This window comes from Selenomonadales bacterium 4137-cl (assembly GCA_032334055.1).
Taxonomy (GTDB): Bacteria; Bacillota; Negativicutes; order Sporomusales; family UBA7701; genus Anaeroselena; species Anaeroselena agilis.
Map to the genome: position 1 here is coordinate 72,283 of JAUOZS010000001.1, position 19,406 is coordinate 91,688.

Annotated in this window: 14 protein-coding genes; 9 read left to right on the forward strand and 5 right to left on the reverse strand. The window is 58.1% G+C overall.

Annotated features, from left to right (window positions below):
- The first annotated feature begins 64 nt into the window (after positions 1–64).
- The 4 genes from Q4T40_00395 (at position 65) to Q4T40_00410 (ending at position 9,961) form a co-directional block, all read left to right on the forward strand.
- Entirely contained in the window at positions 65–424 is a 360-nt protein-coding gene (locus Q4T40_00395; protein MDT8899705.1) for a hypothetical protein, read from the forward strand.
- Positions 421–1,743, forward strand: a complete 1,323-nt coding sequence (locus Q4T40_00400) for an autotransporter strand-loop-strand O-heptosyltransferase (protein MDT8899706.1) — start codon at positions 421–423, stop codon at positions 1,741–1,743. Before Q4T40_00395 ends, Q4T40_00400 begins: the two co-directional genes overlap by 4 nt.
- Positions 1,740–9,263 carry an AIDA repeat-containing protein gene (locus tag Q4T40_00405; protein ID MDT8899707.1) on the forward strand — a complete coding sequence of 2,508 codons (7,524 nt, stop codon included), beginning with the start codon at positions 1,740–1,742 and terminating at the stop codon, positions 9,261–9,263. Before Q4T40_00400 ends, Q4T40_00405 begins: the two co-directional genes overlap by 4 nt.
- A 311-nt stretch (positions 9,264–9,574) precedes the next feature.
- The gene (locus tag Q4T40_00410) at positions 9,575–9,961 is read left to right on the forward strand and encodes a MerR family transcriptional regulator (protein ID MDT8899708.1); all 387 of its coding nucleotides are present in this window, start codon (positions 9,575–9,577) and stop codon (positions 9,959–9,961) included.
- 90 nt (positions 9,962–10,051) lie between these two features.
- Here Q4T40_00410 and Q4T40_00415 read toward each other — a convergent pair whose 3' ends face one another.
- Entirely contained in the window at positions 10,052–10,468 is a 417-nt protein-coding gene (locus Q4T40_00415) for a cupin domain-containing protein (protein MDT8899709.1), read from the reverse strand.
- Between the two features lie 63 nt (positions 10,469–10,531).
- Entirely contained in the window at positions 10,532–11,638 is a 1,107-nt protein-coding gene (locus tag Q4T40_00420) for a DUF362 domain-containing protein (protein ID MDT8899710.1), read from the reverse strand.
- A 277-nt stretch (positions 11,639–11,915) separates the two neighbouring features.
- On the opposite strand from Q4T40_00420, the gene Q4T40_00425 reads away from it, so the two are divergent.
- The 5 genes from Q4T40_00425 (at position 11,916) to Q4T40_00445 (ending at position 17,022) form a co-directional block, all read left to right on the forward strand.
- Positions 11,916–12,407: a flavodoxin gene (locus tag Q4T40_00425; protein ID MDT8899711.1), complete on the forward strand. Its 492-nt coding sequence runs from the start codon at positions 11,916–11,918 to the stop codon at positions 12,405–12,407.
- Positions 12,408–12,409: 2 nt separating this feature from the next.
- Positions 12,410–12,916, forward strand: a complete 507-nt coding sequence (locus Q4T40_00430; GenBank protein ID MDT8899712.1) for a cyclophilin-like fold protein — start codon at positions 12,410–12,412, stop codon at positions 12,914–12,916.
- A 295-nt stretch (positions 12,917–13,211) separates the two neighbouring features.
- A complete protein-coding gene (gene gmd, locus Q4T40_00435; protein ID MDT8899713.1) occupies positions 13,212–14,183 on the forward strand; it encodes a GDP-mannose 4,6-dehydratase in 972 nt (323 codons plus the stop codon).
- A 60-nt stretch (positions 14,184–14,243) separates the two neighbouring features.
- On the forward strand, positions 14,244–15,014 hold the full coding sequence (locus Q4T40_00440; GenBank protein ID MDT8899714.1) for a glycosyltransferase family 2 protein: 771 nt from the start codon (positions 14,244–14,246) through the stop codon (positions 15,012–15,014).
- A 259-nt stretch (positions 15,015–15,273) separates the two neighbouring features.
- Positions 15,274–17,022: a hypothetical protein gene (locus tag Q4T40_00445; protein MDT8899715.1), complete on the forward strand. Its 1,749-nt coding sequence runs from the start codon at positions 15,274–15,276 to the stop codon at positions 17,020–17,022.
- Positions 17,023–17,100: 78 nt separating this feature from the next.
- Here Q4T40_00445 and rfbD read toward each other — a convergent pair whose 3' ends face one another.
- The 3 genes from rfbD to rfbA are packed head-to-tail and all read right to left on the reverse strand — an operon-like array spanning position 17,101 to position 19,406.
- Positions 17,101–17,958 carry a dTDP-4-dehydrorhamnose reductase gene (gene rfbD / locus Q4T40_00450; protein ID MDT8899716.1) on the reverse strand — a complete coding sequence of 286 codons (858 nt, stop codon included), beginning with the start codon at positions 17,956–17,958 and terminating at the stop codon, positions 17,101–17,103.
- A gap of 10 nt (positions 17,959–17,968) precedes the next feature.
- A complete protein-coding gene (gene rfbC / locus Q4T40_00455; protein MDT8899717.1) occupies positions 17,969–18,526 on the reverse strand; it encodes a dTDP-4-dehydrorhamnose 3,5-epimerase in 558 nt (185 codons plus the stop codon).
- Position 18,527: 1 nt separating this feature from the next.
- Positions 18,528–19,406 (reverse strand): glucose-1-phosphate thymidylyltransferase RfbA, encoded by an 879-nt coding sequence (gene rfbA, locus Q4T40_00460; GenBank protein MDT8899718.1) that lies wholly within the window; start codon positions 19,404–19,406, stop codon positions 18,528–18,530.

The window sequence follows — 19,406 nt, forward strand, 5'->3', positions numbered from 1 at the left end:
ATCGCCAGAATTCGTTATGCTAGTAGGTGGTTAGAAGGAAAAGGAAATGGGGCAAATGGCATAAATGCAACCGGTAATCTTGTGCGGCAACTCGATATTCATGAGCGGATTGGCATTGACTCTGGAACGCCAGGGAGGGTTCCCGGTGCGCCGGGCCGCTAGTCCGGAAGAAGCCGGGCAGTTGCCGCAAACTATTCCGGCGGCTATCCTGGTGGATTGCACCGTTGGGCGGCAATGGTTTGAGAGCTTGGTCGATCGCTATCCGGACGCTCTCATTATCACGCTAAGTCCGGACAAAAGTACGGTAAAGGTTTATTCGCACGGTCAGGTGAGCAGTATCAACGACTTAGTGGCGATAATCAAGAAACATTCGCCGCCGGCGGATTGCAATGACATTACCGGTTCTGGAGGTAATCGAACATGAGCGACACGCAAAACGCCATAATCGTGAATCCTAACACTGCTAATGCCATTCCCAGCGAGGCGGCCAATCAAAATCAGTCCCAGACCCAGACCGAGGTCCGTGGCGGGCCGGCCGGCGCCCAGCCCGGCAAGAAGCCTTACTTCGTTATCGACCCCGGGCCGCTGACCTGCAAGACGGATATCGCCGGCCTGGAGTTCGACTTCAACTACGGTCTCAGGGTCAAAGTCCCCGAGGGTGACTGGCGGGTGAAGTTCACCGACCGCGACGCCGGCGTCACTCTCTACGACGCCATGGCTTCGGACGCTTTCGTCACCAGCACCAAGAAATATTTCGTCAACTTCGGCCTTGAGATATACCTGAAGGATAAACTCATCTTCCAGCATGACTACAGCCCGACCGGCAGGAAGGTGCTTATAAAGTTCCCGGTCGGCACTCTCGGCGACGTCGTCGCTTGGTTCCCCTACGCTCAGGTCTTCAAACACACCCACGACTGTGACGTCTATGTCGCCATGGCCGAAAACCTGGCCGACATCTTTGCCCCGTCGTATCCCGAACTTACCTTCATCGGCCCCGACGACAGGCCGGAAGGCCTGTACGCCACCTATTACATGGGCATCTTCTTCCCCTGCGACGACCGTGTCCATCAGCCGGTGGACTTTCGGATAACCGGCCTGCAGAAGACCATCCCCCACCTGCTAGGGCTAAGCCCTGATGAGGTGCGGCCGATCGCCGCGCCGCGCAACCTGGAGCGGCAGATTGAGGAGCCGTATGTTTGCATTGCCAGCCAGTCCACCACCCAGGCCAAGTACTGGAACAACCCGGTGGGGTGGATGAACACGATAAAGCACTTGAAAGAGAAGGGTTACCGGGTGCTGTGCATCGACCGGGAAGTCTGCAACGGGGCGGGCAGCCGCTGGAACACTATCCCCTACGGGGCGGAGGACTTCACCGGCGACCGGCCGCTTGCCGAGAGGGTCGATCTTCTTTACCACGCCGACTTCTTCGTCGGCCTGTCGAGCGGCCTGTCGTGGCTGGCCTGGGCGGTGGGGAAGCCCATCGTCCTCATCAGCGGGTTCACCCTGCCCATGAACGAATTCTACACCCCCTACCGGGTGATAAATTATCATGTCTGTAACGGCTGCTGGAACGACGGGAGCATCGAGTTCGCCCACGACGACTTCGAATGGTGCCCGCGCCACAAGCACACCGACCGCCAGTACGAATGCACCAGGTTCATCACGGCGGAGAAAGTAAACAGGATCATCGACAGGCTGATGGCTGACTTTCATCTTGAGGGGAAAAGGAATGACCGGAAATGAAATGTAAGTCTGCAAAAAAGAAGATATCGAAAAAACAAGCCCTGTCGATAGCTTTGGCGGCAATTAACGGGATCAACACCATGGCGCCTGTGGCGTTGCCGGCGGCGGCAGCCTGTCAGGACCTGTTCAAAGAACGGTATTGTGCGTTTGACCGTTATTTATCCGCTATTAACGGAGCCGGCAACATGGTTGACCGGCTTTTTTTCAAGACGGCTTATGCCGCCGACAATGAAGTCATCGGGCCGGCAGATACGCAAAATATCACCTCCGGTCAAGTAAGCACCGGAACTAAAATCAGCGGAGTACAGAACGTGTACAGCGGCGGCACCGCTGTTTCAAGCACAGTAAACTACTATGGGCAGCAGCATGTGTATAATGGCGGCACCGCCGATTCAACGTTTATAAAAAGCCGTGGATGGCAGTACGTGTTAAGTGGAGGCACTGCGAACATCACCAGCGTTATAGTGGGTGGTATGCAGTACGTATCAGCCGGCGGTACTGCTATGTCAACCTATATCAACGGCGCCGACGCACATCAGTTTGTTTACGGCAATGCGACGTCAGGCAGTATCGCTAACGGCGGCGTGCAGCATGTGTCTAGCGGCGGCACCGCGACTGCCTTCAATATTAACAACGGCGGCATTCAAAGTGTTGAAGGCGGCAGTGTATCGGGAGGCTTTGTAGATTATAACGGAATTCAGAATGTTAGTGCCGGCAATGTAGTGGGAACCTCGGTAGGTTATTATGGCGTACAGAATGTTAGCGGCGGCAATGTGTCGGGGACTGTGGTAAGTGTTGGCGGCGTGCAGAATGTTAACGGCGGCAACGTGTCGGGAACGACGGTTTATAATATAGGCATCCAGAATATTACTGCCGGCAATGTGTCGGGGAGCGTTATAAGCTATGGCGCGACGCAGAATGTAAGAGGCGGAAATGTGTCGGGGACAATCGTCGACGGAGGCGTGGCGAATATATCCAGCGGCGGCGCAACAGCGGGGACAATAGTCAGCAACGGTGGCCACCAACTGGTATACGGTCTGGCGTCAGGAACAACGCTTTCCGGCGCTACGGAAACCGTAGCCAGCGGTGGTACCGCTTCGGGAACAATGATCAGTAACGCCGGTTTGCAGAATGTGATTAAAGACGGCACGGCGTATGGCACGCAAATATTGTCCGGCGGCACGCAGCGAGTGTCTGGCGCGGCTTCGGGAACTACGGTCTTCAGCGGCGGCGTGCAAAACGTATCGAGCGGGGGAATAGCAACCGCGGCCAGCCTGTCGGGCGGAGTGCAGAATGTCCTCAGCAGCGGCTCGGCTGCCGATACCTATGTTTATAGCGGCGGCGTGCAAAACGTATCGAGCGGGGGAACAGCAACCGCGGCCAGCCTGTCGGGTGGAGTGCAGAATGTCCTCAGCAGCGGCTCGGCTGCCAATACTTATGTGTATAGCGGCGGCGTGCAAAACGTATCCGGCGGGGGAACGGCAATCTCGGCCAGCCTGTCGGGCGGCGAGCAAAATGTGCTCAGCGGCGGCTCGGCTGCCGATACCTATGTTTATAGCGGCGGCGTGCAGAGTGTATCCGGCAGCGGTAGCGCGTCAGCAACTAACGTTTACAGTGGCGGCACGCAAGGTGTTTTGTCCGGCGGCCTGGCGACAGGCGCATACGTGCTATCTGGCGGCGTGCTTGCGCTGGCGGCTGGCGGAACGGCCACCGGCGCAACGCTGTCCGCGGGCTATGTATTGCAGGCCGACACCAGCGCCAGCCTGGAAGCCGGCAGCGTGACCATCGTCAATGGGACGGCTACCGGCGTTACACTGAACAGCGGCGGAGCGCTGACAGTGCTGGCCGGCCACCGGGCGAACGCGACGACGGTGAACAGCGGCGGCGTGCAGACGGTGTCAGGCACGGCTTCCGGGACGATGGTTTCCAAGGGCGGAGTGCAGAACGTAGCGAGCGGGGGCGTGGCTACTGGTACATACATTTCCAGCGGCGGCGTGCAGAATGTGTCCAGCGGCGGCACGGCTGCTGCGTCGACCGTGTCGGCGGGCGGCAGCCAGAATCTATCCGGCTATGCGTCGGGTACGAGTCTGTACGGTGTGGAGAACGTGTCCGGTGGCGGCGTGGCATCCGCCACTACCGTAAACGCCGGCGGCGCGCAGGATATCCATAGCGGCGGCGTGGCATCGGGCAGCGTCGTCAATGCCGGCGGCAGCCAGAACGTTTCCGGCGGGGGGACGGCATCGGGTACTACCGTAAACGCCGGCGGAGTGCAGGATATCTATAGCGGCGGCACAGCCGTAGCGGCGACGGTGTCGTCCGGCGGCGTGCAGAATGTATCCAGTGGTGGCACGGCTGTTGCGGCGACCGTGTCGGCGGGCGGCAGCCAGAATCTGTCCGGCTATGCGTCGGGTGCGAACCTGTACGGCGTCCAGAGCGTGGTGAGCGGCGGTGTGGCATCCGCCACTACTGTAAACGCCGGCGGTGCGCAGGATATCTATAGCGGCGGCGTGGCATCGGGCAGCGTCGTCAGCGCCGGCGGCAGCCAGAACGTTTCCGGCGGGGGGGCGGCTTCGGGTACTATCGTATCCTCCGGCGGAGTGCAGGATATCTATAGCGGCGGCACAGCCGTAGCGGCGACGGTGTCGTCCGGCGGCGTGCAGAATGTGGCGAGCGGCGGCACGGTTGTTGCGGCGACCGTGTCGGCGGGCGGCAGCCAGAATCTGTCCGGCTATGCGTCGGGGACGAACCTGTACGGCGTCCAGAGCGTGGCGAGCGGCGGTGTGGCATCCGCCACTACCGTAAACGCCGGCGGCGCGCAGGATATCCATAGCGGCGGCGTGGCATCGGGCAGCGTCGTCAATGCCGGCGGCAGCCAGAACGTTTCCGGCGGGGGGGCGGCATCGGGTACTATCGTATCCTCCGGCGGCGCGCAGAATATCTATAGCGGCGGCACGGCTGTTGCGGCGACCGTGTCGGCGGGCGGCGTGCAGGATATCTATAGCGGCGGCGTGGCATCGGGCAGCGTTGTCAGCGCCGGCGGCAGTCAGAACGTTTCCGGCGGGGGGACGGCATCGGGTACTATCGTATCCTCCGGCGGAGCGCAGAATATTTTGAGCGGCGGCGAGACCGTAGCGGCGACGGTGTCGTCCGGCGGCGTGCAGAATGTGGCGAGCGGCGGCACGGCTGTTGCAGCGACCGTGTCGGCGGGCGGCAGCCAGAATCTGTCCGGCTATGCGTCGGGGACGAACCTGTACGGCGTCCAGAGCGTGGCGAGCGGCGGCGTGGCATCGGGCAGCGTCGTCAGCGCCGGCGGCAGCCAGAACGTTTCCGGCGGGGGGGCGGCTTCGGGTACTATCGTATCCTCCGGCGGAGCGCAGAATATTTTGGGCGGCGGCGCGGCCGTAGCGGCGACGGTGTCGTCTGGCGGCGTCCAGAGCGTGGCGAGCGGCGGTGTGGCATCCGCCACTACCGTAAACGCCGGCGGCGTGCAGAATGTATCCAGCGGCGGCGTGGCATCGGGCAGCGTCGTCAGCGCCGGCGGTAGCCAGAACGTTTCCGGCGGGGGGACGGCATCGGGTACTATCGTATCCTCCGGCGGAGCGCAGAATGTTTTGAGCGGCGGCGCGGCCATAACGGCGACTGTAGCAAACGGCGGCATCCAGACGGTGTATGAAGGCGGCATGACGGCGGATACAACAGTGCTTGCCGGCGGCGTGCAGAATGTATCCAGCGGCGGCGTGACCTCAGCTACCAACCTGTTTGCCGACGGCACGCAGACGGTGTCGGCCGGAGGCACGGCCATGAATACCCTGGTGTCGTCGGGGGGCGTCCAGAACGTTTCGAGCGGCGGTATGGCGTTAAATACCTCGGTTACCAATGGCGGTGTGCAGAGGGTTTACAACGGTGGCTCGGCCGACGCTACTCACGTTTTTGCCGGCGGGACCCAGGCCATTGCTTCCGGTGGGCAGGTGATCGACGCAGTTATCGACAGCGGCGGCGTGCAGGCTTTGTTCAGCGGCGGCTCGACTATCTCGGCAACGGTCTCGAACGGCGGCACGCAAGCAGTGCTTGAGGGCGGCAGAGCCGACAATACCGCGGTCGTCTCCGGCGGCAACCAGATTATCGCCTCCGGCGGCACGGCCTCAGGCACCGTCGTTTCTTCCGGCGGCAGTCAGACGGTGACCAGCAGCGGCACGGCCATAGCGGCGACCCTATCGTCCGGCGGCGTCCAGAACGTGTCCAGCGGCGGCATAGCCTCAGCCACCGTCGTATCCTCTGGCGGTGCGCAAAATGTACTCGCCGGCGGCACGGCTATCGCGGCGGCTGTTTCCTCCGGCGGTACCCAGACGGTGTATGAAGGCGGCGTGACTTCGGCTACAACGGTGCTCACCAGTGGCATGGAGAATGTGGCCAGCGGCGGCGCGGCTTCGGGCACAGTTGTATCCTCCGGTGGCCAGCAGAACGTTTTCGCCAGCGGCACGGCCGTCGCGGCGGTTGTATCGAGCGGCGGAACGCAGACAGTGGTCAGCGGCGGTGCGACGTCGAATACAACGGTACTGGCCAGCGGGGCGCAGAACGTGTCCAGCGGCGGCATAGCCTCAGCCACCGTCGTATCCTCTGGCGGTGCGCAAAATGTACTCGCCGGCGGCACGGCTATCGCGGCGGCTGTTTCCTCCGGCGGTACCCAGACGGTGTATGAAGGCGGCGTGACTTCGGCTACAACGGTGCTCACCAGTGGCATGGAGAATGTGGCCAGCGGCGGCGCGGCTTCGGGCACAGTTGTATCCTCCGGTGGCCAGCAGAACGTTTTCGCCAGCGGCACGGCCGTCGCGGCGGTTGTATCGAGCGGCGGAACGCAGACAGTGGTCAGCGGCGGTGCGACGTCGAATACAACGGTACTGGCCAGCGGGGCGCAGAACGTGTCCAGCGGCGGCATAGCCTCAGCCACCGTCGTATCCTCTGGCGGTGCGCAAAATGTACTCGCCGGCGGCACGGCTATCGCGGCGGCTGTTTCCTCCGGCGGTACCCAGACGGTGTATGAAGGCGGCGTGACTTCGGCTACAACGGTGCTCACCAGTGGCATGGAGAATGTGGCCAGCGGCGGCGCGGCTTCGGGCACAGTTGTATCCTCCGGTGGCCAGCAGAACGTTTTCGCCAGCGGCACGGCCGTCGCGGCGGTTGTATCGAGCGGCGGAACGCAGACAGTGGTCAGCGGCGGTGCGACGTCGAATACAACGGTACTGGCCAGCGGGGCGCAGAACGTGTCCAGCGGCGGCATAGCCTCAGCCACCGTCGTATCCTCTGGCGGTGCGCAAAATGTACTCGCCGGCGGCACGGCTATCGCGGCGGCTGTTTCCTCCGGCGGTACCCAGACGGTGTATGAAGGCGGCGTGACTTCGGCTACAACGGTGTTGGCCAGTGGCATACAGAACGTGTCCAGCAGCGGCATGGCTTCGGGCACAGTTGTATCCTCCGGCGGCCAGCAGAACGTTTTCGCCAGCGGCATCGCCATCGCGGCGAGCGTAGCGAGCGGCGGAACGCAGACGGTGTCGGCCGGCGGTGTTGCGTCGAGTACCACGGTGCGTGCCAGCGGCATACAGAACGTAGCCAGCGGCGGCGTGGCCTCGAGTACTGTTGTCTCCGCTGGCGGGGCGCAGAATGTTTTGAGTAACGGCGCCGCCATCGCGGCGAGCGTAGCGAGCGGCGGAATGCAGACGGTATCGGCCGGCGGTGTGGCTTCGAATACCGCGGTGTATTCCGGCGGCAGTCAGACGGTATCCGGCGGCGGCACGGCCACCGGCACGGTTATCGCCGGCGGCACCCAGACGGTGTACGGCATGGCCGACAACACCTCGATTACGAACGACGGCACCCAGAATCTTGCTGCCGGCGGCACGGCCACGAACACCACCATCTTCGCCTGCATCCAAAACGTGTCGAGCGGCGCCTTGTCCTCGGCCACCGTCATAAACTCCGGCGGCACCCAGACCGTTCTTTCCAGCGGCACCGCCGTGTCCACTACGGTGAACGGCGGCGGCAGCCAGTACGTGTATAGCGGCGGCAGCGCCTCGGCCACCGTCGTCGCCGGCGGCATAGAGTACGTGTATAGCGGCGGCACCACCGCCGACACCACGGTGACAAGCGGCAGCCTGAGCCTCGAAGCCGGCGCCGTTGTTGCCGGCACCACCGCCCTGAGCGGCGGCACGATAGCTCTCATTGGCGACGGCAGCTACACCATCCCCGCCCTTGCGGCCAGCGGCGGCACGGTGAAGCTGGCCAATGGCTCCACCGTCGGCCGCAGTCTGACCATCGCCAATCTCGCTGGCGCGGCCAACTTCAGCATCAACACCAACCTGGCCGCCGGCACGGCTGATACCATTACCGTTAACGCCGCCACCGGCTCGACCGGCAATACCCTGCAGGTGGCCTACGATCCGGGCTATATAACCGGGGCCAGCGTCACCGGGACGGCCACCTTCGCCACCGTGGCCAGCGGCGTCACTTTCGCGGCGAAGGCCAGCGACTACGGCGCCTATAGCTTTACGCCGACTATCTCCAGCGATGCGGGTGGCACCACCTGGACGGTCACCGGCCTCACAGTCAATGGCGCGAGCGAGACGGTCAAGACAGCCGCTGATATGGCTGCCGGCAGTGTACTGTTGTGGCGGACCGAGAACAACAACCTCATGAAGCGCCTGGGCGAACTCAGGAATGCCAGTGGCGAGGCCGGCATGTGGACAAGAGTCTACCGCGGCAGCCAGGAGTACATCAGCGACGGCCGCACCGCCGGGCAGCAGTACACGGCTTTGCAGGGCGGCTATGACAGGAGGTTTGTGGGAAACGGCGGCGTGGCCTACGCCGGGTGGGCCCTGGGCTACCGTGACGGTAGCAGCGACTTTGTCCGGGGCGGCGGCAGCGCCAGCAGCGTATCGGCGGCGGCCTACTACAGTTGGCTGGGGGAAAAGGGCCATTACTTCGATGCCATCGCCAAAGTCGGGCGGCTGACAAATAGCTACTCCAGTTACTTGAACGATGCCGCCAACACCAAGGTGGATGGCGGCTACAACACCTGGGGCGGTAGCCTGTCGGGCGAGTACGGCTGGCGGAAGCAGCTTGCCGCCAACTGGTACCTGGAGCCGCAGGCTGAACTGATGCACAGTCTGGTGAACGGCGGTGTCTATGTGACGAACGACGGCACGAGAATCCGTAATAACGCCGTGAATTCCCTGATCGGCCGCCTTGGCCTGGCCGTGGGCCGCAAGATAGGTAAAACCAATTACTACGGAAAGGTGTCCTGGGTGCGGGAGTTTACGGCCAGGACGTCGATCACGGCGGCCAGCGGCAGCCTGACGCCGGTGACCAGGGAACAGTCCCTGAAGGAAAGCTGGCTGGAATACGCCCTGGGGCTGACGACCAAGCTTGATAAGAAGGTCGACGGCTACCTGGAGTTAACCCGCACGACAGGCAACATAGCCAAGACGCCTTGGCAGTTTAACATCGGCGTCAGATGGAACTTCTAAATGTGGGAGCCAGATATGCGACAGGAAATCTTCGCTGGCGGCATCAGAGCCGTCCGCGCAAGGAGTATAAAGCCGGTTCCTGCAGACGGCGGTGCCCAATGTTCGGACTGAAAGGTTAATTGGCATTCCTGTTTTGGTGGGATTTACAGACCTTCGGATCGTCTCCACCGAAATTTGGGAATTATACATGAGAACTCGCGTGCTTGCGGGTTCTTATTGTTTTTATGATTCGTGATCGAGCAAGATTACTTTATTCTTGACTTGGAGTTGACTCCAGGCATTATAATACGGATATCAGGAGGTGAGTCTGCATGACGATTTCAGAAGTGAGCGAGAAATTTGACATTCCCCAAGACACGCTCCGCTACTATGAACGCATTGGACTGATTCCCCGTGTTAACCGCAATAAAAGCGGAGTCAGAGTTTTTACGGAAACAGATTGTAATTGGGTCGAATTTATCAAATGTATGCGAGGGGCCGGTCTTCCCATAGAAGTATTGATTGAGTATGTTGCGCTGTTCCAGCAGGGCGATGAAACGCTTCAAGCAAGAAAAGATCTCTTTGTCGAGCAACGGAGGTTGCTGCTTAAGAGAATGGAAGACATGCAGAAAACGTTGGAACGCCTGGATTATAAAATAGCCGTTTTTGAAGACAAAATTGTCGAAGCAGAAAGAACACTTGGAAGGCCGAAGAATTAGTTTTGATAGGCAAGGAATAGCATTAAGGGTATAGAATAAACAGGCTCATGATTTTGAGCCTGTTTTCTTATCGATGAAATTGATGCCGCTTCACTTGCGGTATTGCTCATCGGTAACTTTCTCCAGCCATTCGACGTTTTTGCCTTCAAGCATTCCCGTGAGGGCAATGTGGGTCATTGCCGTGGTTGGTGAGGCTCCGTGCCAATGCTTTACGCCGGCCGGCCACCAGACCGCATCGCCGGGCCGAATTTCCACAATCGGGCCGCCTTCGTCCTGTATCCAGCCTACGCCGGCGGTAATTATCAGGCGCTGACCCGTGGGGTGGGTGTGCCAGGCGGTTCTTGCTTCCGGCTCGAAGGTGACGTAGGCAGCCGAGTATTGTGCGGATTCGTTTGCTTCGAAAAGCGGGTCGATGCGTACATTGCCGGTGAAATAAGCGTCCGGGGCCTTGAGGGAAGGCTGCGAGCCGGCCCGAATAATTGTGTGCGAGTCTTCGGACAGTTTCATTTTTTCGGATCTCCTTTCGAGGATAAAATGTTTTGTGGGTAGAGTACCCGGATTATTCATTAACTACAGGGGGATGAGTTCATAATCGCGGCTGCCCATGCCGATTTCTTCCCCGTGGCGTAGTTGCACGGTGCCGTCTACATGGGAACGCAGCCCCTGGAATTTATCCGCGCCGGCCTCGTGATTGCAGGAAAGAAGAGAGGCTGAAAAGCCAAACTGCGTATTCACCAAATCATAGCTTGCCTGGTCGATAGCGACAGGGTCGGTGGAGGCTAGGAAACCGATATCAGGGACAATGGGTGCATCGCTCCACGGCACGCAATCGCAATCAGGCGTGATGTTCACGAGGAAGTTGATATAACCGATGCGGCTTTCGTGGGTTTTGGCAAAGCCGTAGCCGTATTCGGTCATCCGCTCCAGCATATCCGCCAGGTCGGTTTCCCAGTCCATGCCGATGGCCTTGACCGGGCAGACGGTCAAGCACTCGCCGCAGCCGATGCATTTAGCCGAAGCGATGGTGGCCTTCTTTTCGTTCACGGCGACCGCCTTTTCCGGGCACACTACACTGCACTTTCCACAGCCGACGCATTTAGCGTGGTCGACGAAAAACTTGGTGGCATGCTGCTCCTTTTTGCCAACCGCCGGCGCTCCGCCCATGGCGAGGTTTTTTATGGCCCCGCCGAAGCCGGCCATCTCGTGGCCCTTGAAGTGGGATAAGACAATTACGCTGTCGGCGCTGACGATGTCTTTAGCCAGTTTGACTTTGCTGAAGTGTTTTTTGTTAATAGGTACTTCGGTAATGTTTGCGCTGCGCAGACCGTCGGCTATGATGAGCGGCGCCCCGGTAACCGTATAGTCGAAGCCGTGCTCCAGGGCGGTCAGGATATGGTCAACCGCGTTATGCCTGCTGCCCGAATAGAGGGTGTTGGTATCGGTCAGAAAAGGTTTAGCACCTTTCTCTTTAACCTTGTCAACCACCTGACGGACGAAGACGGGGCTAATGAAGCCGTCACTGCCGCGCTCGCCGAAGTGCAGCTTTATGGCAGTAAGGTCATCGGGTTGAATAAGGTCGCCGAAACCGGCCTGTTCAAATAGGTTTCTTATTTTACTTATTTTGTTGCTCTGATTTGTTCTTGCTCGCAGATTTACAAAATACACTTTGCTGGACATATGCTTACCCCTTTCCTGTACGCGCTAATGTATTGGCTCACGTCTATGCTACAACCTTGAGTGAACTCAAAGTCAAGAGGGTTTTTGATTTTTTTCCAGCCGCTTTGATGGTCAAATTGGTTCCGTCAAAAAACGCTTGACTTGGAGTTGGCTCCAGGTGGTAGTCTCATGTTAAGGGTTAAAACGGCGATGCGCCCGCGAAGTATTAGGCAAGGTTTGGAGCATCAGGGCGAAATAGTGCTAAGGTATCGGAAGTATGACAAAAAAGGTGGTAAATATGGCTAAACGAATCCTCGTCGCGGTATTTTCGAAGTCCGGAAACACGCGAAGAATCGCTGATCATATTCACGAAAGTGTCGGCGGAACTATTTTCGAGATACAGTCGGAAGTGCCGTATCCAAATGACTATAATGCGATTGTGGAGCAGGCAAAGAAGGAAATACGGGCCGGTCACAAGCCGGCCCTCAAAACGAAAGTTGATAATATCGAAGCCTACGATACCGTATTCGTCGGCTCGCCAAATTGGTGGAGTACGATAGCCCCCCCTGTTGCCACTTTTTTGTCCGAGTACGACTTGCTAGGAAAAACCGTCGTGCCGTTTTGTACTCACGGCGGCGGCGGGGCGGGCCGTATTTTCACAGATATCGCTGCGTTATGCCCGCAGGCGACCGTTTTAAACGGCCTCGAAGTGTACGGCGATGGCGGAGGAAATGCGAAAGCCACGATATCTCAGTGGTTACACAAGATAGGTGTGGGTAAGGTTATATAGTCATGAGCGTGCAAGTAAAACTTCTGTCGATATTACTCGTACTTACCGCGGTGTTCGGGCTTGCTGCCTGTGGTGGCAGTCCGAAGCAACCATCGGCAGACACAGCCAAACCGTCCGGTGAAGGTAAGGCAACCGCCGCGGCCGGTTTATCCGGAATAAAGATAAGGGTTACGGTTGACGGGGATGTACTAACAGCAACATTGATAGATAATGCAACTACTCGCAGCCTTATTGACATGTTCCCCTTGACTGTGCGGATGGCGGACCTCTATTCCCGAGAGATGTGCTACCACTTTCCCGACCCGCTGCCTGCCGATGAGGCACAGCGAAGCGGCTACGAAGTAGGCGATTTGAGTTATTGGACGCCCGGCCGCAGTCTGGTGATTTTCTACAAGCAGAACGGAGAAGTAATCAGCAATTTGCAGAAGATAGGTCACTTCGATTCCAGCGTGGGAATGTTCGAAAAGACCGGCGATGTGGATGTCAGGTTTGAATTGATGGATAAGTAGGCACAAGAAAGACCTCAGTGCTGGTGCATATGAGCTCTTTTTGTGGTGCATATAGACGCTAAAAGTCTCGTCCGCCGAATGAAAATGGCTGACGAGGCGTATTTTTTGTATAAGTATGCAGCGTCGAAATCTTCTGCGGCCGATTTTTCGACAAGGATTCCCGCTTTGCAGGATTGCTAAGCCGAGACACCCTTCTTTGCCGCGCGGCATAAAATACGACAGATGCCTCTTTACCCCTGCAAGGGCAGTAGCATTCTTTCAAATTGCGCGGAATTTCACGAAGAAGGGGGCTTGTATGAAATCGGCGTTAATTACGGGTGTTACCGGTCAGGACGGGGCTTATTTGGCCAAGATGCTTTTGGCCAAGGGCTATAAGGTTTACGGGTTAATCGCGCGGAGAGCTACGCCAACCACGTGGCGGCTGGAATATCTCGGCATTGAAAATGAAATAGAGCTTATTTGCGGCGATTTAACCGACTTGCCTTCGCTGATCAATGCGATAGAAAGGTCCAAACCGTCGGAATTATACAATCTGGGAGCGCAAAGTTTCGTAGGCACGTCTTGGCAACAACCGCTTTCGACGACGCAAGTTACCGGCGTCGGAGTTTTAAACGTTTTGGAGGCGATTCGCAAAACAGACCCCTCGATAAGGTTCTATCAGGCTTCCAGCAGTGAAATGTTCGGCATGGTTCACGATCCGATCCAATCGGAGACCACGCCGTTTTACCCCCGCAGTCCGTATGGAGTGGCGAAGGTTATGGGGCACTGGATGACGGTGAATTACCGCGAGAGCTTCAGGTTGTTTGCTTGTTGCGGGATCCTCTTTAATCACGAGTCGCCGATTCGCGGCATAGAGTTTGTGACCCGCAAGGTTTCTGATGCGGTGGCGAGGATAAAGTTAGGTAAATTGAAGGAGTTACAGTTAGGCAATATCGACGCGAAACGGGACTGGGGCTTTGCCGGCGATTATGTTGAGGCCATGTGGCTGATGCTTCAGCAGGACCAGCCGCAGGACTATGTCGTGGCTACGGGGCGGACGACGTCGGTGCGCGAAATGTGCAAGACCGCCTTCGAGTATGTCGGCCTTGATTACGAAGACTACGTGGTGATCGATCCGGGGCTATATCGTCCCGCGGAAGTGGAAATGCTGCTCGGTAATCCGGCCAAAGCAAAAAAAATCCTCGGCTGGGAAGCGAAGACGGATGTGGATGCTTTGATTCGGATGATGGTCGACGCCGATATCGCCCGGGTCAAGGCGGAACAATAAGACAGTTGGCTCGCAAATAATAAATGATGAGGTGCCATGTTGTATATGGATGCAACAGACATGGTGACTATCGCCATCCTTGCCAAAGATAAAAGCCATGTTTTGCCGCTGTATCTGGATTTGATCCAAAACCAGACCTATCCGGCTTCCCTGATCAAACTCTATGTCCGGACGAACAACAACAACGACGATACGGCGGCAGTGCTGGAACGCTGGCTGGAGAGCGTGAAGGGAAGGTATTCGGAAATCCACTATGACGCAAGCGATGTTGAAGAGCCGGTGCAAGATTACAGCCCACATGACTGGAATGATATGAAACTCCGGGTATTGAGCCGGTTGCGCCAGGAGTCGGTGGAATGGGCAAAGGCCAGAGGAACGCACTATTTCGTTGCGGATTGCGACAATTTCTTAGTTCCCGATACGCTTGCGGCGCTTCTCAAAACCGGCTTGCCGGTCGTAGGACCATTTCTGAGAAACGGTGATGACGAGAGCAGCTATTACTCGAACTATCATTTCGTCACCGATGAAAACGGCTATTTCCGCTGTTCCCCGCATTACTACGATATCTTCAACCGGATAGTCAAAGGTCTGATTGACGTTGAAGTCGTCCACTGCACATACTTGGTTAGGCGCGAGGCACTGGATCGCGTCAACTATGTCGACGGCAGCGCGCGCTATGATTATGTCATATTCAGCGATACCTTAAGGAAGACGGGGATACCCCAGTATCTGGACAACCGGCGCATTTACGGGAAGCTGACTTTTTGCAATACGGCGGAGGAGTTCAGGACAAAAAATATTACCTATGATTCAATCGTTAATTCCCCATAAAGCGGACGGCGGGCATCGCGCCGTTTATTTTTTTTGCCTGGTAGCGAGGGCAAGATGGGGCAAACAGGCCCGGCCGGTAGATGTACGTGCCTGCCCTTTGGCACATTAGGTTGGAAATTAACATAAAATATTATGACGTTACCGTGACAGTAACACGAATTTGGGAGGAGCCAAAAATCGTTTGTCAAGCATTGTGCGGCACCCAAGAGTTAACTGGCGCGGCAATATAAATTTATCCGAAAAATATAAGGAGGTTGCCATGCCTAATATCGCTTTGCAAATTGAGCGACTGGCTTCTGGCACAGTAGCGGTCGGGAGTAACGTGGTTTTCGATACGGTCGTGTACTCCGCCGGCAATATAAGCTATAACGCTGTTACCGGCGTAATATCCTTTAATGAGGCGGGACGATATGTCCTGAACTGGTGGGTCGCGACCCAGGCATCGGCGTCGACCAATGGGATCGTCTGCGCGTTGTCTTCTTCTCAGGGGGACTTCATAGAGGGCAATTCGCCCATCAAGACTACGGAGGCCGAAGGCTTCGGGATTATCGATGTCGCCGCCGCCCCGGTTACTGTTTCCCTGGTAAACGCGAGTTCGGCTTTATTCAGTTTTTCGCCGATTGTCCCGGTTAAAGCGATGCTTGTCGTAATCGAACATGATACCGTCAGCGTCGGCCCGACGGGGGCTACAGGCGCCACCGGCGCTACCGGAGCGACAGGCGCTACCGGGGCCACAGGAGTTACCGGGGAGACCGGGGCTATCGGTGCAACGGGGGCCACGGGAGTTACAGGCGTGACAGGTGGGACAGGAGCCACAGGCGCGACCGGGGTTACAGGTGCGACCGGTGCCACGGGCGCTACGGGGGCGACAGGGGCTACAGGCGCCACCGGCGCAACCGGAGCCACAGGTGCTACCGGCGCTACTGGCGCAACCGGAGCCACGGGAGTTACAGGCGTGACAGGTGGGACAGGAGCCACAGGCGCGACCGGGGTTACAGGAGTGACCGGGGAGACCGGGGCTACCGGTGCTACGGGCGCTACGGGGGCGACCGGTATTACCGGCCCGACCGGTCCTTCCGGGGGACCTATCGGTGCGACAGGGGCGACGGGAGCGACCGGGCCTTCGGGCGGACCTACTGGCGCTACGGGAGCAACAGGAGCCACCGGCGCGACAGGCGCTACCGGGGCAACAGGAGCCACAGGCGCCACCGGGGCTACCGGGGCTACGGGGGCTACCGGTGCTACAGGGGTCACGGGAGCCACAGGGGTAACCGGGGTCACAGGGGCAACGGGTACCTTCGAACCCAACCCGTTTGCGGTGTATGTTGAGGCGGGGGCAATCGGCGGCGACGGAACCCAGGCCAATCCGTTCGGCACGATTCAGGAGGGCGTGACGGCGGTGTCGCCTACAGGCACTGTTTATATCCTGGGCGGCACGTACCCGCTTACCGCGCAAATCGCGGTGAACAAGCAGGGGGTGACGTTAAAAGGCTACCCCAACACCTTTGTCGAACTGCAAGCGGCAGTCGTTCCCTTCCTTGTCACCGGCGATGGCGTGACGATCGACGGCCTGACGATTACCAGCGATAATCCGTATGCGGTGGAGTTCATCCAGATCGGCGGCACGAATCACAAGCTGGTGGATAACATTATTTTCGGGCCGCCCCAGGCAGGGCCGTCGACAGGCTGGGTGGTCAACCGCGGGTTTGTCACCCAGGCAAACAATATGACCAATTTATTGGTTCAAAACAATATTTTTTACTCCATGCGGCAGCCCGCCTATCTGAACCCGGGCACCAACGGCAATATCGTCGACAATGTCGTTTACAATACCCGCGGGTTTGTCGTTGACGGTGCGGTGTTCGTCTTTTCGGGCAACTCGTGGGGCAGCCCGGAAAATGCCGTCGATATCGCTTTGCTGGTCGGCACTATAACCGGGCCTCCCTACGATCCGTTGGCCGATCTTGCAGCCAACAACAGCAGCGCGACTATTAGCGACCAAAGATAAGAGCGCCGGTTTTGAGCGCAACCAAGTGAAACGAGAACTGCTGATTCCGTCCCGGCAGGGAAGGAATCAGCAGTTTTTTCAATACGAAGCGTTACCGGGTTTTATTTGCTTAATGTAATCTGCCAGGGCGGCCTCCCAGGGACGGAAACAGTCGCCGCCCGTCAATTCCTGCATATAGTTGCGCAGTGTAGAATACCGCGGACGCACGGCCGGTCTTGACGATTCCGCCGTCGAGACCGGCTTTATAGTGACATTTGCGCCGGCAAGCCTCAGAATTGCCGCGGCAAATTCATACCAGGTGCACTGGCCGCTGTTCGACATATGATAGGTGCCATAACCGGCGCCGGCGATCAGGGACAAGATTCCCCGGGCTAAATCCATTGCATAGGTCGGCGTTCCGGTTTGGTCATTTACAATGCTTAATGAGGCCTGCTCCTGCGCCAGTTTTAAAATAGTGCGGACAAAGTTGCGGCCATCGCCATACAGCCACGAGGTCCGCACGACAAATAACCGCGGACAAATCCTGGCGGCGAGTAGTTCGCCTTCCAGCTTGGTCCTCCCGTATACATTGAGCGGGTTCGGCCTGTCAAACTCGGTGTACGGCTTGTTTTGCGAGCCGTCGAAAACGTAATCGGTGCTGATATACACCATTTTGCTGCAAAACTTCAGGCAAGCCGCCGCGACATTGCCGGTACCGACAACGTTTACCCTAAAGGCCTTATCGATTTCCAGTTCCGCCTGATCGACAGCGGTATACGCGCCGGCGTGAACCACCGCATCTGGCGGAAATTTTGTAAAGCGGTCTTCGAGCTGGCGCGGGTCGGTGACGTCAAGCTCCTGAGAATTAAGCGGCAAGACCTGGCAGTCCGGCATGGAGGCAAGAGCGGCGAACGCCCTGCCTAACTGACCGTTGCCCCCGGTTATCAGCAATCTCATATCCACCAACCTAACCTTTATATTTACGCAGGCGGTCAAGCGGAATATCCTTTAGTCGGGGATACTTTTCGTCCTTGGGCGACAGCGTTGGTTCCGCAATCGGCCAGGCTATCCCCAGATCTTCATCATTCCAGGCGACGCCCCCTTCGTCATGAGGCGAATACAACGAGCTGCACTTGTAAGCGAAAAGGGCGGTGTCGCTTAGAACGCAGAATCCATGGGCGAACCCTTCGGGAATATAGAGCTGCCACCTGTTTTCGGCGGATAGCGTTATTCCTACCCAGCGGCCAAAAGTGGGCGAGCCGGGCCGTATATCCACCGCCACATCGAAAACGCTTCCCTGCAGAACATACACCAGTTTCGCCTGCGGGTTGGGCAACTGGTAATGCAGGCCGCGCAATACCCCCCGGTATGAAAATGACAGGTTATCCTGCGCGAAGAGCGTGGGGAGGCCATGCTCACTATAGCGGGAAGCGTTCCAGGTTTCCATGAAAAAGCCGCGTTTGTCGGCGAACGCCTCAGGCTTGAAGAGCCTTACGCCCGGCAGGGAGGTTTCGCAGCATTGCATACTACACCTTCTCTTGCACGATATTCAACAAGTAGTTCTTGTAATCGCTATTGGGGTGTGACGCGGCAAGTTTCGCCAACTGCGCCGCCGTGATATAGCCCATCCGATAGGCGACTTCTTCCGGGCAGGCGATTTTTACTCCTTGCCGCTGCTCGATCGTTTCGATAAAGTTCGCCGCCTGGAGCAGCGAACTGTGGGTCCCGGTGTCCAGCCAGGCGAAGCCGCGCCCTAGCCGTTCGACCTGCAGCAGGCCTTGGTCAAGATAAAGGCGGTTGAGGTCGGTAATCTCCAGTTCGCCCCTGGCGCTGGGGGCTAGCGCCTTCGCCAGCCCCACCACCTGGTCGTCGTAAAAATACAAGCCGGTCACGGCATAGTTGGACTTAGGCCGGGCCGGTTTCTCCTCGATGCAGACAGCCCGGCCGTCTGCGTCGAACTCGACAACGCCGTACGCCTGAGGATTGCTGACCAGATAACCGAACACCACCGCGCCCCGGTTGATTTTTGCGGCTTGTTGGAGCCGGCCGGCGAGCCCGTCGCCGTAGAAGATATTGTCGCCGAGCGTCAAGGCGCAGCCGTTGCGGCCGATAAACCCTTCGCCGACGATGAAGGCCTGGGCGATTCCCTCCGGTTTTGGCTGTGCCGCATAACAGATATTCAGCCCCCATTGGGAGCCGTCCTGGAGGAGGTGTTGATACAATGCCTGGTCGCCGGGAGTGGTTATGACCAGGATGTCGCTTATGCCGGCCAGCATCATTGTTGTCAGCGGATAATAGACCATCGGTTTGTCGTAGATCGGCATAAGCTGTTTGCTTACGACCTTGGTCAGCGGATAGAGCCGTGTGCCTGTGCCGCCGGCCAAGATAATGCCTTTGGTAATCAT

Excerpts from the sequence above, each read along its gene's own strand:
- gmd (MDT8899713.1), top strand. The coding sequence starts at position 13,212 with ATGAAATCGGCGTTAATTACGGGTGTTACCGGTCAGGACGGGGCTTAT.
- Q4T40_00405 (MDT8899707.1), top strand. The coding sequence starts at position 1,740 with ATGAAATGTAAGTCTGCAAAAAAGAAGATATCGAAAAAACAAGCCCTG.
- Q4T40_00440 (MDT8899714.1), top strand. The coding sequence starts at position 14,244 with ATGGTGACTATCGCCATCCTTGCCAAAGATAAAAGCCATGTTTTGCCG.
- Q4T40_00415 (MDT8899709.1), bottom strand. The coding sequence starts at position 10,468 with ATGAAACTGTCCGAAGACTCGCACACAATTATTCGGGCCGGCTCGCAG.
- Q4T40_00430 (MDT8899712.1), top strand. The coding sequence starts at position 12,410 with ATGAGCGTGCAAGTAAAACTTCTGTCGATATTACTCGTACTTACCGCG.
- Q4T40_00410 (MDT8899708.1), top strand. The coding sequence starts at position 9,575 with ATGACGATTTCAGAAGTGAGCGAGAAATTTGACATTCCCCAAGACACG.
- Q4T40_00425 (MDT8899711.1), top strand. The coding sequence starts at position 11,916 with ATGGCTAAACGAATCCTCGTCGCGGTATTTTCGAAGTCCGGAAACACG.
- Q4T40_00395 (MDT8899705.1), top strand. The coding sequence starts at position 65 with ATGCAACCGGTAATCTTGTGCGGCAACTCGATATTCATGAGCGGATTG.
- rfbC (MDT8899717.1), bottom strand. The coding sequence starts at position 18,526 with ATGCAATGCTGCGAAACCTCCCTGCCGGGCGTAAGGCTCTTCAAGCCT.
- Q4T40_00400 (MDT8899706.1), top strand. The coding sequence starts at position 421 with ATGAGCGACACGCAAAACGCCATAATCGTGAATCCTAACACTGCTAAT.
- Q4T40_00420 (MDT8899710.1), bottom strand. The coding sequence starts at position 11,638 with ATGTCCAGCAAAGTGTATTTTGTAAATCTGCGAGCAAGAACAAATCAG.
- rfbD (MDT8899716.1), bottom strand. The coding sequence starts at position 17,958 with ATGAGATTGCTGATAACCGGGGGCAACGGTCAGTTAGGCAGGGCGTTC.
- Q4T40_00445 (MDT8899715.1), top strand. The coding sequence starts at position 15,274 with ATGCCTAATATCGCTTTGCAAATTGAGCGACTGGCTTCTGGCACAGTA.
- rfbA (MDT8899718.1), bottom strand. The coding sequence starts at position 19,406 with ATGATTACCAAAGGCATTATCTTGGCCGGCGGCACAGGCACACGGCTC.